This window comes from Candidatus Nitrosacidococcus tergens (assembly GCF_902810445.1).
GTDB lineage: Bacteria > Pseudomonadota > Gammaproteobacteria > Nitrosococcales > Nitrosococcaceae > Nitrosacidococcus > Nitrosacidococcus tergens.
Window position 1 is genome coordinate 323,772 of sequence record NZ_LR778175.1, and the last position, 14,192, is coordinate 337,963.

Here is a 14,192-nt window from a genome sequence, read left to right on the forward strand (position 1 = left end):
TCATGGTTAATATTAACTTAATCTCTATCTCTAAAATTAATGAAAGTGGAATTTGAATTATTAGCTACATCTGGTTTTGCTAGAAAAGGACAACTTAGGTTGCCACGAGGCACTATTGAAACCCCTACGTTTATGCCAGTAGGTACATACGGGGCAGTAAAAGGAATAAGCCCTGAAGAGCTACAAACTTTAGGTGCTGAAATTATTCTTGGTAATACTTTTCACCTTATGCTTCGACCCGGTGTAAATATAGTTAAAGATCATGGAGGTCTACACCAATTTATTCATTGGGATCGGCCTATCCTTACCGATTCTGGTGGATTTCAGGTGTGGAGCTTAGGTGCTATGAGACAGATTAGTGAGGAGGGCGTTCATTTTCAATCCCCTATTGATGGCACTAAAATTTTTCTTGGACCTGAACAATCCATTGCAGTACAGAGAGGGTTAGGATCCGATATTGTGATGATCTTTGATGAATGTACTACTTATCCTGCTAATAAAAAAATAGCCTATGAATCAATGCAGCTATCTTTACGGTGGGCTAAACGATCCCATATAGCTTATGGTGAATCTCCTGGGGCATTATTCGGTATTGTTCAAGGGGGAATGTATCCATATTTACGAGAGGAATCTTTACAAGGATTAGTAGAGATCGGTTTTGATGGCTATGCCATAGGAGGGTTATCTGTAGGAGAGCCTAAAGAGGTGATGCTAGAAGTACTTGCTCATATTGTTCCTAAAATGCCTGTGAATAAACCCCGCTATTTAATGGGAGTAGGTCGACCAGAAGATATTGTAGAAGCAGTGAGTCAGGGCATAGATATGTTTGATTGTGTCATGCCTACCCGCAATGCTCGTAATGGCTACTTATTTGTAAAAAAAGGAGTCATTCGGATTCGAAATAGCACTTACCGTAATGATATTCGTCCTTTGGATGAGCATTGTGGTTGTTATACTTGTCGGCATTATAGTCGTGCTTATTTACATCACTTAGATAAAAGCCATGAGATGCTAGGAGCACGGCTAAATACCATTCATAATTTATATTATTATCAATTTCTTATGAAGAGTTTGCGAGATGCAATTGAGCAAAAAAAATTAGCAGAATTTGTTACTAAATTTTATACCGATCGTGGGCAAGAGAGAGTCTCTGTGAGATAATCAATCTTTTATTTTTTTTGGAGATTATGCAGCGATGCCTTCTATTTTAGATTTTTTTATTTCTTCTGCTTGGGCACAAGAACAAGCGGCACCTCAACCTCCTGGATTATTATTTAATCTTTTTTTCTTTTTGTCTTTATTACTTCTATTTTATTTTTTCTTGATTCGTCCTCAACAGAGACGTGCAAAAGAGCATACTAAACTCCTAGAGGGATTAAAAGCAGGAGATGAAGTAATGATAGATAGTGGTATTATGGGGCGTTTAGTAGAACTTTCAGATAATACTGCTGTGTTAGAAATTAGTGAGGGAGTCAATATTAAAGTGCGCCGCCCCTCTATAAACGCTGTGCTGCCCAAAGGCACTCTTGAAAAACTGTAAGAAGAATGTAAATCTCCGATGAATCGATACCCCCTTTGGAAAAATTTATTAGTTATTTGTGTAGTATCTATTGGTATACTTTATGCTTTGCCAAATTTATTTGGTGATATTCCTGCTTTACAAATTCTAGCTACCCGAGGCAGTAATTTAGAACCAAAACTAGTTGCTGAAATAGAGCAAGCTCTTAAAGAGCAGAGCTTAGATTATCAATCTGTTCATTTGGAAGACAAGCGACTTTCAATTTTATTTTCAAACTCAGATACCCAACTTAAAGCTCAAGATACCCTTCGAGAGAAGCTAGAAGATGGTTATTCGGTAGCACTATATTTAGCACCTACAACACCTAAATGGTTAAGTGCAATAGGTGCATTACCCATGAGTCTAGGGTTAGATTTAAGAGGTGGCGTGCACTTTCTTATGGAAGTGGATATGGATGCTGCTTTACGGCAAGCAGAAACTCGCTATGTAGAGGATTTTCGTAGCCTACTACGGGAGAAAAAAATACGTTATTTAAGTATTAGTCGTATTCCAGAAGGGGGCGTAGAGGTTAAATTTCGGGAAATAGCACAGCGAGATGAAGCACAAAAAATAATTCATAATCAATATATTCAGCTTCAATTACAACCTGTAGACGAAGACCAATCTCACCATCTAAGAGCTATTATAGATGAGAAAGAAAAGGCAGAAACTAAACGGTTAGCCGTTCAGCAAAACATCACCACTCTGCGTAATCGTATTAATGAACTTGGAGTAACCGAGCCTACAATCCAACAACAAGGACAAAATCATATTGTAGTAGAATTACCTGGGGTGCAAGACCCGGCTCGTGCTAAAGAGATTTTAGGAGCAACAGCAACACTTGAATTTCATCTCGTAGATACTACCCATGCAGCTACTGAAGGTAGAGCACCTGCAGGCTCTAAAATTTATTATGAACGAGGTGGAAATCCCGTTTTATTACAAAAAAGAACGATTTTAACAGGAAGTCATATTACAGATGCTTCTTCTGGGCTTGATCAGCAAACCAGTAGCCCTGCAGTATATGTTACTTTAGATGGTCAAGGTGCTCGCTCTTTTAGTAAAATTACTGGGAAAAATATCGGTAAACCAATGGCAGTAGTGTTTATTGAAACGAAAGTGGAAAATAAAACAGATACTGATGGTAATCCAGTAAAAGTACATCGGCAGGTAGCAGAAGTCATTAATATTGCTACTATTCGAGATCAGCTCAGTAAACGATTTCAAATTACTGGTCTTGATTCAACAGAGGAAGCACGTAACTTAGCCCTTCTGCTAAGAGCAGGGGCTTTAGCTGCACCTACAGATATTGTAGAAGAACGTACTATAGGACCTAGCTTAGGACAAGATAATATCGATAAAGGGATTCGCTCTGTATTAGTAGCTTTTTTAGTCGTATTTGTATTTATGGCAATGTACTATCAAGTTTTTGGTATAATTGCAAATCTAGCATTAGCCACCAATGTAGTTTTATTGGTATCTTTACTTTCTTTATTGCAGGCAACTTTAACCATGCCGGGCATTGCAGGAATTGTGCTTACGGTAGGTATGGCAGTAGATGCTAATGTACTTATTTTTGAGCGAATTCGCGAAGAACTTCGTAACGGAAATAGCCCACAAAATAGTATAGATGCAGGTTATAGTAATGCCTTTGCATCCATTGCCGACTCAAACTTAACAACCCTCATTGCTGGGCTAGTATTATTTGGCATTGGTAGCGGTCCCATAAAAGGATTTGCAGTTACCCTATCCTTAGGGATTTTAACCTCTATGTTCACTGCAATTATTGGTACTCGGGCAATCGTTAATTTTATTTATGGAGGTCGTCGTAACACTAAGTTACATATTTAATCCATCCATTTGGTAGAGGTGGTTACGATTCCAAGCTAAATTATTATTTGTACCTCGGGTAAAAGTGATTTGAAATAGTTGTAATCGGCTACTTAAAAAAGAGGCCTCAGAACCTGCAAGATAAAGTCGCCATGCTCGTACAAACTGTTCATCAAATATCTCTTTTACTCGATCGGTTTTTTTTTCAAAACGCACTAGCCAATGCTCAAGTGTTTTTGCATAGTGAAGTCTTAAGTTTTCGATATCTGTAACCGAAAAATTCCATGGTTCAAAAATATCTGAAATCACTTCACATAGGGTTGGAGGGTAAGCGCCAGGGAAAATATGCCGGCGTATCCAGCGGTTAATATGGCGAGGATAGTTACGGCCAATAAAATGTAGTAACCCTCTCCCTTCTGGGGTTAAGCTCCGATGAATCACTGATCCCATCTCTGGATAGCAAGCTTTACCCACGTGTTCTAACATTCCTACAGAAACAAAAGCATCAAATTTACTTGAAATATTACGGTAATCATCTTCAATAAATTGAACTTTGTCACTGAGATTCTGAATTTTGGCCTGCTCTTGAGCATAAGCAAGCTGTTCTTTAGAGATATTATAGGCTTGGACATTTACACCATAATGCTTAGCCATATAGATGGCTAAAGCACCCCAACCACAACCTGCTTCTACTACTTTCTCTCCAGGTTTAAGTTCTAGTTTTCTACAAATATGCTCCATTTTTGCTACTTGTGCTGCTTCTAGCTCCATATTAGGCTCTGGAAAATAAGCACAAGTGTAAGACATATTCTTATCAAGCCAGAGTTTATAAAAGTCATTGCTAATATCATAGTGATGATAAATATAGCCCTTAGCTCGAGAAAGAGTATTTGCCCTTATATCAAAAATCAATTTTCGGATTTGATACCCCAACCCAGGACGATCATTAACATCCCGACTACCCCAAAATTTAATTAGAGTAACTAAGTCTCCCTTGATAGTGAGCTTACCATTTACATAAGCTTCGCCCACATATAATTCTGGATCAATAAGAATTTTAAGCAAAGCAATTCGACTATGGATTGTAATATGAGCAGTGGCAGGTTGAATTCCACCTAAAATATGTCTCTTATCCCATAAAGTAACATCTACAGGGATATCTTTTATTAGAGATTTGATCTTGGTAGTTAGCCACTGACTAGCACCATCTGTTGTTTCTTGCATTGCTGGAGGAGTTTGTTCCATTTCTTTTACCATGAGACTGATACAATAAATAGAGATTAGCACGATACCTTTATAAAAATAATATAATTATCCGCCCTTGCTAATCAAGGATAGATTAATCGTTCCTTACTTTCTATTAGCTTAATAATAAGTTACTTTAGATATTAAGATGAATGTTATAGAATCTACTTGAAGTCAATGTTAATAAAATATTTTACCGATCTATGTTTGTTTAAAGCAGGTCCTTCAGATGCCCCTGTTTCATGGCGAGTATTTTATCAAGTACTAGGGGTTTACATGGGAGTAGGATGGCTTATTTCTCTATTACATTTATCTCCTATGCAAGGATTGTTTTCTATATCGATTGATACAGCGATCATTGTAGGGTTAACTTGGGGATTATTGTCTACAAAAGGTTATCGATCTCGATTATTGCAGACTTTAATTGCTCTAGTGGGATCTGGAGTAATTTTTAAGGTGTTAGCCCTTTTTCTATTGGTATATTTAAAAAAAGCAACTCAGCAAGCTGGATTTTCACCTGATTTTATACTGTCACTCTTAGCTGGACATATGGTGTGGAGTGTCATGGTAAAGGCATATATTTTTCGTGATGCACTTACAGTATCCTTAACTATGGGAATTTTAATTACCATAGTTTATGTTTCAATTACAGTCAAACTTATGAGTTTTATATTCCCATCCATATAATTAGCTTATTTCTATGAAACATATTCACATATTAGGAATAGGCGGTACTTTTATGGCAGGGCTTGCGCTTATAGCTCAGGAATCTGGTTTTCATGTGACAGGTTCAGACCATAATATCTACCCTCCTATGAGCGATCAATTAACAGCAGCAAGTATTTCAGTTTATGAAGGCTATGATTCTGCACAATTGCAGCCAGTACCTGATTTAATTGTCATAGGTAATGCCTTGTCTCGAGGTAATCCTGCAGTAGAGTATGTTTTAGCTCAAAAAATACCTTATACTTCAGGACCTCAATGGCTTGCAGATCATATTTTAAAGAACCGATGGGTATTAGCAGTAGCAGGTACTCATGGAAAAACAACTACAAGTAGTCTTCTTGCTTGGATATTAGAATATACCGATCGCAAGCCTGGATATCTTATTGGGGGAATTTGCAAAAACTTGAATAATTCTGCTCGCTTGGGTCAAAATCCTTATTTTGTGATAGAAGCGGATGAATATGATACTGCATTTTTTGATAAGCGCTCTAAATTTATCCATTATCGCCCTCAAACACTTATTTTAAATAATTTAGAGTACGATCATGGGGATATTTTTCCGGATTTAAAAGCAATTCAGCAGCAGGTACATTATTTAATACGTACTGTAGCAAATAATGGCCTAATTATTATGCCTCAAGGTAATTCTTCTTTGAATGAAGTGCTTAATATGGCATGCTGGACTCCTGTTACTTATTTTTCTGCTAATAGAGAAAAACATGGCCTCACTGCTAGCCTTATAAACAATGATGGTAGTAGTTTTGAAGTTTGGGATAATGATGTTTATCAAGGGCAAGTTAACTGGCAATTATTAGGTCATCATAATGTAAATAATGCACTTGCTGCAATTAGGGCAGCACTTCATATAGGAATACCTACTCATCAATCTTGTCTGGCACTTGCACGATTTCAAGGAGTAAAACGGCGACTAGAGATATACGGCGAAGTAGGTGGAATTACTCTTTATGATGATTTTGCCCATCATCCTACAGCGATTAGAGAAACACTTTACGGGTTACGTGCAAAAGTAGGAAATAATCGATTAATTGTAGTACTTGAGCTTGGTTCTAATTCTATGAAACTAGGTATTTATCAAAATAGCTTAGCTTCTGCACTGATACAAGCAGATCAAGTAGTAATTTACCATCCTAAAGACCTTCCTTGGTCTTTAGATTCAGTAAAGCATGATTTAGAAAGTAAAGAATTGTTGATTGTAAATAGCACTCAAAAAATTATTGACTACTTATTAGTTCAAGCCAGAATTGGGGATCATATTGTTATTATGAGTAATCGTGGATTTGATAATCTTCATCAACGATTACTCACTGCATTTAAAGAAAAAAGTGTTTAGTGTATAGCTCTAACAAGGAAATTGCTTTAGCAATGACTGGTGCTTCAGGCATCAGTTATGGATTAAGGTTATTAGAGTGTTTACTAAAAGCAAATATTACTGTGCATTTAATGATTTCTCGTGCAGCTTATACTGTTATTGCTATGGAAACGGATCTACAGTTTCCTTCTCGCTCAAAAGATCTACAAAGATATTTAGCAAATCACTTTTCAGTAGCACTAGAATTAATTCGTTGTTATAGCGAAAGCCAATGGACCTCTCCTTTAGCTAGTGGATCCCATTGTGTTCCAACTATGATAATATGCCCTTGTACTGTAGGTGCTATTTCTGCAATTGCTCGAGGTGCAAATGATAACTTAATTGAGCGATCAGCTGATGTAATGATTAAGGAGCAACGAAAATTAATTCTAGTACCCAGAGAAACCCCTTTTTCAGCAATTCACTTAGAAAATATGCTCACATTAGCACGATTAGGTACTGTTATCCTTCCAGCAAATCCTGGATTTTACCATCAGCCACAACATATTGGAGAATTGGTAGACTACATCGTGGCACGCATCTTAGATCATGCGAAAATTCCTCATCAGCTACTCACCCGCTGGGGAGAGAATTAATTTTAATCTATATTTTGTTTTATATTACGTTTTGAGCGCCAAGCAATAGTAATAAATACTAAACCTATACCAGCAAATAACCAACTTAATAAAGGGATCTTCTCCCACACAATAGGTAAAGCATTATTCACACTATAAATAACTGCTGACCCAAGCAATAGAGCCGCTCCTACTACTGCAGTAGTGACTCTTAAACTCGCTCTACGTATTTCCTGATTTAATGCACTAAGATCTTCAGGTGCCAATCGAATACGTAAATGACCTTTACTAGCTTGCTTAATTACCTCATAGGTTAATAGAGGTATCTCCGGAAGGGTATTTGCCCACCTTGGCATATTCGTTTTTAATGCACTATAGGCTGCATAGGGGCCTGTTTGCTGATTCATCCACCGTTCTAAAATAGGCTTTCCTGTTTTCCATAGATCTAAATCTGGATAAAGACTACGACCTAGGCTTTCAATACTGAGCAAAGTTTTTTGTAATAAAACCAGCTGAGGTTGTACTTCCATGTGAAATCTACGAGCAGTCTGAAATAAGCGTACTAAAAATTGACCAAACGAAATATCTTTTAAAGGTCGATCGAAAATAGGCTCACAAACACTACGAATTGCAGATTCAAATTCATCTACTCGAGTATTAGATGCTACCCAGCCAGCATCTACGTGAAGTTCAGCTACTCGCCGATAGTCGTGATTAAAGAAGGCAAGAAAATTTTCAGCTAGATAATGCTGATCTTCTGTTCCCAAAGTTCCCATAATCCCAAAATCGATTGCGATATAGGAAGGATTTTCAGGGTTTTCAGTAGAAACTAGTATATTTCCTGGATGCATATCTGCATGAAAAAAGCTATGCTGAAATACTTGAGTGAAAAATATTTCAACCCCAGTTTCTGCTAATCGCTGAAAATTTATTTCATACCGTTGAAGTTTTTTAATATCTCCAATAGGAATGCCATATACTCGTTCTATTACTAACACATTGGATCGGGTATAGTCCCAATAAATCGTAGGCACATAAAGGTTAGTCGATCCAGTAAAATTACGCTTCAATTGAGAAGCAGAAGCACCTTCTCGAATCATATCAAGCTCATCATATAAGACTTTTTCTAACTCTGCGACTACACCACGAGGATGAAGCCGGGGGCCTTCAGACCAGTATTTCTCTGCCAACCCAGCAAGAATATGTAAAAGTTCTATATCACTTTGAATAATGCGTTTAATTCCCGGTCTTACTACTTTAACAACTACTTTAATGTCACCCTGAAGTACTGCCCCGTAAACTTGAGCAATTGAAGCAGAAGCTAGGTGTTGACTATCAAAAGATGCAAATACCTTTGAAATAGGTTGCCCATAAGCTGTTTCGATAATTTTTTTAGCTTGATCATAGGGAAAAGGAGCGACTCGATCTTGCAGTAAGGAGAGCTCATCAGTAATATCACTAGGCAGTAAATCATAACGAGTAGAGAGTATTTGCCCAAGCTTTACAAAAATAGGACCTAAATCTTCTAAGGCTCTTCGAATACGTACTCCTCTAGGAGCACTAGAAACTGTTTTACGCCAACGACCAGGAAGAATGTATGCTAGAAAACGTATAGGGCGAAATAGGTGGGTAGCAAGGATAATTTCATCAAGCCCATGGCGTAATAAAGTCCAATTAATATAAAAGAGGCGAAAAAATTGATACAGTTTCATAACTGATGCGTTAATCGTTGAATTCTAGCTTCTAATCTATTTAACTGAGCACGCAGGTGATCTACCGTATCAAGAAAATGAATAACTTCTCCATGATTGGGTAATAATTGTATTTCTTCATGTAAATATTCAGTTAGACTTTGGCTTAATGCTTTCACTGTATTACTACCCCAAGATTTAACGTATCGTACGTTACTGCTAATTTGATAAGCTAGGATGTCCCCTGTGTATTTGGAGAGTATTTCTTCCCAATCTAAGTTAGATTCTTGAACAAACTGCTTAAGCTGCTGGATAAACTCCACATCTCCATGGATTTGAATATCACCTGTAAAAAGAATCTTAGGAGATTGAGCATAGGAAACTGCTGTTTTTAAGAAAGCCAAAGTTGTTCCAGATAGAGTAGCTTTTGGTATAGCTTCTGTGAAGGTACTTAACTCAATATTACTTGCGGTGATTTTAATGAAAATTTCAATTTGGAGATCTGTCAGCTCAACTTTTAGATATTTTCCAGAAAGATTTATTAACCGCTGATTGTGATTAGGGTGGTATTGTAAAATAGTATTAATAATCGCAGCAATTGGTGCCAATAAAATAGAAGGCGTAGACACAATTATATCCCTTGGATAATATTAATATTTATAACCTTTATGAAGCGCTACGATACCTTGACTTAGATTATAGAATGTACAATGATCAAAGCCTGCAGAATGGATCAATTCCTTTAATGTATTTTGATCAGGGTGTTTACGAATAGATTCCACTAAATAGCGATAGCTGTCTGCATCCCCAGTAATTAATTTGCCAAGCTGAGGAAGTATCCAGAAAGAATATTTATCATAAATTGGAGTCACCCATGGCATAGGTTTTGAAAATTCTAAAATTAATAATTGCCCTCCCGGCTTTAATACTCGATACATAGATTGTAGAGCTGCCAGCTTATTTGTTACATTGCGTAACCCAAATGCTATAGTAATCCGGTCAAAATAATTATTAGGGAATGGTAACGCTTCAGCATTAGCCTGTGTATAGCTTAAATTTCCGATTTTGCCTAAATTAATTAATCGTTTTCGACCATTTGTAAGCATGCTAGAGTTAATATCAGTGAGGAAAATATGCCCACTCTTACCTAACCGATCAGAAAATAATTTTGCAATATCTCCAGTACCACTTGCTACATCCAATATCTGCATTCCTGGGCGGATATTACTTAATTCAATAGCAAAATGCTTCCAAAACCGATGAATACCCAGAGACATAAGGTCATTCATTACATCATAGCGATTAGCAACTGAATGAAAAACTTCAGCTACTCGACGAGCTTTCTCCTCTATAGCTATTTCTTGAAAGCCAAAATGAGTGGTTTGTTTTTGATCCATTACTTCTCTTGTCTATCAGTAATTGTTTTAGTATTGGATTCTCTACGTGTATAACCTACTTGTTGCAATCGATTTAAATAATCTTGCCACAATTGCTCCTGTTTTTCTCCAAGTTCATATAAGTACTTCCAGGAATAGAGTCCAGTACTATGCCCATCGCTGAAATATAATCTAATCGCATAGTTTCCAACCGATTCGATATTTTTAATCGTTACTGATTCTTTTCCAATAAGTAATACTCTTTGTTCATTACCATGACCTTGCACTTCTGCTGAAGGAGAATATACTCTTAGGAATTCACATGGCAATAAATACCTAGTTCTATCATTAAATTCAAGCTCAAGAGTACAGGAAGTACGATGTAATCTGATGATAGTAGGAATTGATTGGGAAATTGTCATAGACTAGAAATAAGATTTCTATAGAATATAGCGAGATAAATCTTCGTCTTTTACTAAATCTCCAAGCTGGCTGTTTACATAATGGGAATCAATAATTATTTCCTTGGTTACGCAATCCTCAGCTTCAAAAGAGAGGCTTTCTAATAGACGCTCCATAATAGTATGGAGGCGTCGAGCACCAATATTCTCAGTACGCTCATTGATATGCCAAGCCATATGGGCAATCCGTTCAATCCCATCTTTAGAAAAAGTTAAAGAAATACCTTCAGTTTTTAGCAATGCGATGTACTGCTCAGTAAGAGAGGCCCTTGGCTCAGTTAAAATACGAATGAAATCATCAATGGTAAGTGCATTTAATTCTACCCGTATAGGTAACCGTCCTTGTATTTCCGGAATAAGATCTGAAGGCTTAGCAAGATGGAAAGCACCAGAGGCGATAAATAAAATATAATCAGTTTTAACTATGCCATATTTTGTAGAAACTGAACTTCCCTCGATTAAAGGTAGTAAATCTCGTTGCACTCCCTCTCTTGAGACATCAGTGCCTGAAAATTCAGAACGCTTTGCAATTTTATCAATTTCATCCAAGAACACGATTCCATCTTGCTCTACGCTTTTTATTGCACGCACTTTTAAGTCTTCATCATTGACTAATTTCCCAGCCTCTTCTTCAGTTAATAACTTAAGGGCTTCTTTTACCCTTAGTTTCTTCTTTTTAGTACGAGAACCATTTAAATTTTGAAATAAACTTTGAAGCTGGCTTGTCATTTCTTCCATGCCAGGGGGAGCCATGATTTCAACTCCCATAGATGTGATAGGCAAATCGATTTCTATTTCTTTTTCATCCAACTTTCCTTCTCTGAGCATTTTACGAAATTTCTGCCGAGTATTTGACTCTTCTTCTCTTGATTCTGAAAGTGCAGTTCTTGGGGCTGGAAGTAAGGCATCAAGTACTTTCTCTTCAGCAGTATCTTGAGCGCGATAGTATACTTTAGAAATTTCCTGCTCACGAAGTATTTTAATAGCGATATCTACTAAATCTCGAATAATCGAGTCTACATCTCGCCCTACATAACCTACCTCTGTAAATTTAGTAGCTTCAACCTTAATAAAAGGTGCATTAGCAAGTTTTGCTAAGCGGCGTGCTATCTCTGTTTTTCCTATGCCAGTAGAGCCGATCATAAGAATATTTTTGGGAGTAATCTCACTACGAAGATCTTCTGTGACTTGCTGTCTGCGCCATCGATTACGAAGTGCAATAGCCACTGCACGCTTTGCTGCTGCTTGCCCAATAATATGTTTATCTAATTCCTGAACAATTTGACGTGGAGTAAGTTCAAACATAAATGATATGAGTGATCAGTTTGAAAGTTCTTCAATGGTTAAGTAAGTATTGGTATAAATACAAATATTAGCCGCAATTGTCATAGCTTTTTCAACAATTGTCCGTGCATTAAAATCAGTATTTTCTAGTAAAGCTCGTGCTGCAGATTGTGCATAAGGCCCACCTGATCCAATGGCAATAAGATCATCTTCAGGTTCAATTACATCCCCATTACCTGAAATAATATAAGATGTTTGGCAGTCAGCGATAGCAAGTAGTGCTTCAAGCCGCCTTAAAGATCGATCAGAACGCCAATCTTTAGCTAGCTCTACTGCTGCACGAACTAAATTACCTTGGTATTTTTCCAATTTAGCTTCAAATCGTTCAAACAGTGTAAATGCATCAGCAGTACCTCCAGCAAACCCGGCGATCACCTGATTATGATATAAACGTCGTACTTTACGGGCATTTCCTTTCATGATGATAGTGTTCATACTCACCTGCCCATCACCACCAATCACGACTCGTCCTTGACGCCTTACCAAAAGGATGGTTGTGCCATGAAAATATTCCAAATGTGTATACTCCTAAATTACATAATAGGTAGTAGTGTAACAGAGTACTAAGCTAATGATCTTTAAGTAAAAGTTTTCGCTCCCAGTCTAGGGATGTTTTTACGATAAAATCTAAATTGTCACATTGGGGTACCCATTTCAAAGTATCTCTTATCTTATCAGCTATAGCAATAAGCTGAGGAGGATCTCCGGGTCGGCGAGGGGATTCAATAATTTTTATTGGTTTCCCATATACCCTTTGTACAGAATCAAGTACTTCACGCACACTATAGCCATGACCATAACCACAATTAAGGATAATTGATTGTCCTCCTGATCTTAAATAATCTAGGGCAAGTAAATGAGCTTTAGCTAAGTCTTCCACATGGATGTAGTCTCGAATACCCGTACCATCTAGGGTTGAATAATCTACCCCAAAAATATGAATATTTTCCCTTTTGCCCACTGCTACTTCACAGGCTGCTTTAATTAATAGGGTGGCATTCTGAGTAGATTGACCAATGCGACCTTTAGGATCAGAACCCGCTACATTAAAATAGCGTAGAATAACATAGTTAAGATGAGTTGCTTGAGATAAATCCCGCAGCATCCATTCACTCATAAGCTTGGAAGAGCCATAAGGATTTATAGGATTTGTTGGTGTATCTTCCGTAACAGTTGGTGTAGGTGGGATACCATAAGTTGCTGCCGTAGATGAGAATACAAAATTTTTCACACCTTCTTCAACGCAGCACTCTAAAAAGTTTCGTGTAGCACAAGTGTTATTAGCATAGTATTTAAGAGGATTGGAAACAGATTCTGGTACAATAGTGTGGGCTGCAAAATGCAGCACCGTATTGATCGAGTACTCTTTAAGGATATTTTTCACTAAGTACTTATCTTTAACATCTCCAATAATCAGTTTGGCACCAATTACTGCATCTGCAAAACCTGTTGAAAGGTTATCGAGAACAACTACAGTAGGGTGTGCTTCTGCTAATTGCAGCACAACATGACTACCAATATATCCCGCACCTCCAGTGACTAATATTCCTTTTTTTTCCATAAAATTTATAAAATATGAGTTGGTATATGGCTAACTATAAAGTTTAAATAGCGGTTATTTAAATTAATTGAATTATTTATATTGACATTCTAGCTTAAAAAAAAGAAAATTATAAGTTTGCATCGGGAGGGGTTCCCGAGTGGCCAAAGGGATCAGACTGTAAATCTGACGGCTCCGCCTTCGGAGGTTCGAATCCTCCCCCCTCCACCATGTTTATAATGCTAAAATAGCGGGCGTAGTTCAGTGGTAGAACCTCAGCCTTCCAAGCTGATGATGTGGGTTCGATTCCCATCGCCCGCTCCAAAGCTACCTTAAATGTAATATATTTAATCTTAAGGTTAGTTTTGAAGTTACTGGGTAATGATAGGCATTTGCCCACATAGCTCAGTCGGTAGAGCACTTCCTTGGTAAGGAAGAGGTCACCGGTTCAAATCCGGTTGTGGGCTCCAGAATTAG

The 14,192-nt window shown here is 37.4% G+C and carries 14 protein-coding genes and 3 tRNA genes; 9 read left to right on the plus strand and 8 right to left on the minus strand.

The window, feature by feature from the left end; translation table 11 throughout:
* Positions 1-45: 45 nt before the first annotated feature.
* The 3 genes from tgt to secD are packed head-to-tail and all read left to right on the plus strand — an operon-like array spanning position 46 to position 3,409.
* Positions 46-1,161: a tRNA guanosine(34) transglycosylase Tgt gene (gene tgt / locus NSCAC_RS01590; protein WP_197745256.1), complete on the plus strand. Its 1,116-nt coding sequence runs from the start codon at positions 46-48 to the stop codon at positions 1,159-1,161.
* Between the two features lie 34 nt (positions 1,162-1,195).
* Complete coding sequence (gene yajC, locus NSCAC_RS01595; protein WP_197744692.1) at positions 1,196-1,540, plus strand: preprotein translocase subunit YajC; 345 nt, start codon at positions 1,196-1,198, stop codon at positions 1,538-1,540.
* 18 nt (positions 1,541-1,558) lie between these two features.
* Entirely contained in the window at positions 1,559-3,409 is a 1,851-nt protein-coding gene (secD, locus tag NSCAC_RS01600; RefSeq protein ID WP_197744693.1) for a protein translocase subunit SecD, read from the plus strand.
* Here the strand turns inward: secD and NSCAC_RS01605 are convergent.
* Positions 3,398-4,645: an SAM-dependent methyltransferase gene (locus NSCAC_RS01605; RefSeq protein ID WP_197744694.1), complete on the minus strand. Its 1,248-nt coding sequence runs from the start codon at positions 4,643-4,645 to the stop codon at positions 3,398-3,400. The genes secD and NSCAC_RS01605 overlap by 12 nt on opposite strands.
* Positions 4,646-4,810: 165 nt before the next feature.
* Here NSCAC_RS01605 and NSCAC_RS01610 point away from each other — a divergent pair, with 165 nt between their 5' ends.
* The 3 genes from NSCAC_RS01610 to NSCAC_RS01620 are packed head-to-tail and all read left to right on the plus strand — an operon-like array spanning position 4,811 to position 7,324.
* Positions 4,811-5,320, plus strand: a complete 510-nt coding sequence (locus tag NSCAC_RS01610) for a hypothetical protein (protein WP_197744695.1) — start codon at positions 4,811-4,813, stop codon at positions 5,318-5,320.
* Positions 5,321-5,333: 13 nt separating this feature from the next.
* A complete protein-coding gene (gene mpl, locus NSCAC_RS01615; protein WP_197744696.1) occupies positions 5,334-6,710 on the plus strand; it encodes a UDP-N-acetylmuramate:L-alanyl-gamma-D-glutamyl-meso-diaminopimelate ligase in 1,377 nt (458 codons plus the stop codon).
* A complete protein-coding gene (locus NSCAC_RS01620) occupies positions 6,710-7,324 on the plus strand; it encodes a flavin prenyltransferase UbiX (protein WP_408609562.1) in 615 nt (204 codons plus the stop codon). The genes mpl and NSCAC_RS01620 overlap by 1 nt, the downstream gene beginning before the upstream one ends.
* Before the next feature lie 2 nt (positions 7,325-7,326).
* Here NSCAC_RS01620 and ubiB read toward each other — a convergent pair whose 3' ends face one another.
* From ubiB to galE, 7 genes are read right to left on the minus strand one after another with little or no spacing between them, the layout of a single operon-like run.
* Complete coding sequence (gene ubiB, locus NSCAC_RS01625) at positions 7,327-9,015, minus strand: ubiquinone biosynthesis regulatory protein kinase UbiB (protein WP_197744697.1); 1,689 nt, start codon at positions 9,013-9,015, stop codon at positions 7,327-7,329.
* Positions 9,012-9,623, minus strand: a complete 612-nt coding sequence (locus NSCAC_RS01630) for a ubiquinone biosynthesis accessory factor UbiJ (protein WP_197744698.1) — start codon at positions 9,621-9,623, stop codon at positions 9,012-9,014. The genes ubiB and NSCAC_RS01630 overlap by 4 nt, the downstream gene beginning before the upstream one ends.
* A gap of 21 nt (positions 9,624-9,644) precedes the next feature.
* Positions 9,645-10,391: a bifunctional demethylmenaquinone methyltransferase/2-methoxy-6-polyprenyl-1,4-benzoquinol methylase UbiE gene (gene ubiE, locus NSCAC_RS01635; RefSeq protein ID WP_197744699.1), complete on the minus strand. Its 747-nt coding sequence runs from the start codon at positions 10,389-10,391 to the stop codon at positions 9,645-9,647.
* On the minus strand, positions 10,391-10,792 hold the full coding sequence (locus NSCAC_RS01640; protein ID WP_197744700.1) for a gamma-butyrobetaine hydroxylase family protein: 402 nt from the start codon (positions 10,790-10,792) through the stop codon (positions 10,391-10,393). Before NSCAC_RS01640 ends, ubiE begins: the two co-directional genes overlap by 1 nt.
* An 18-nt stretch (positions 10,793-10,810) precedes the next feature.
* On the minus strand, positions 10,811-12,136 hold the full coding sequence (gene hslU, locus NSCAC_RS01645) for an ATP-dependent protease ATPase subunit HslU (RefSeq protein WP_197744701.1): 1,326 nt from the start codon (positions 12,134-12,136) through the stop codon (positions 10,811-10,813).
* A 15-nt stretch (positions 12,137-12,151) separates the two neighbouring features.
* Positions 12,152-12,691, minus strand: coding sequence for an ATP-dependent protease subunit HslV (hslV, locus tag NSCAC_RS01650; RefSeq protein WP_197744702.1), 540 nt, complete (start codon positions 12,689-12,691; stop codon positions 12,152-12,154).
* A 52-nt stretch (positions 12,692-12,743) separates the two neighbouring features.
* Positions 12,744-13,736, minus strand: coding sequence for a UDP-glucose 4-epimerase GalE (gene galE, locus NSCAC_RS01655; RefSeq protein ID WP_197744703.1), 993 nt, complete (start codon positions 13,734-13,736; stop codon positions 12,744-12,746).
* Positions 13,737-13,861: 125 nt separating this feature from the next.
* On the opposite strand from galE, the gene NSCAC_RS01660 reads away from it, so the two are divergent.
* The 3 genes from NSCAC_RS01660 (at position 13,862) to NSCAC_RS01670 (ending at position 14,185) form a co-directional block, all read left to right on the plus strand.
* Positions 13,862-13,946, plus strand: a tRNA-Tyr gene (locus tag NSCAC_RS01660).
* A 19-nt stretch (positions 13,947-13,965) separates the two neighbouring features.
* A tRNA-Gly gene (locus NSCAC_RS01665) sits at positions 13,966-14,039 on the plus strand.
* A 70-nt stretch (positions 14,040-14,109) separates the two neighbouring features.
* A tRNA-Thr gene (locus NSCAC_RS01670) sits at positions 14,110-14,185 on the plus strand.
* Positions 14,186-14,192 lie beyond the last annotated feature (7 nt).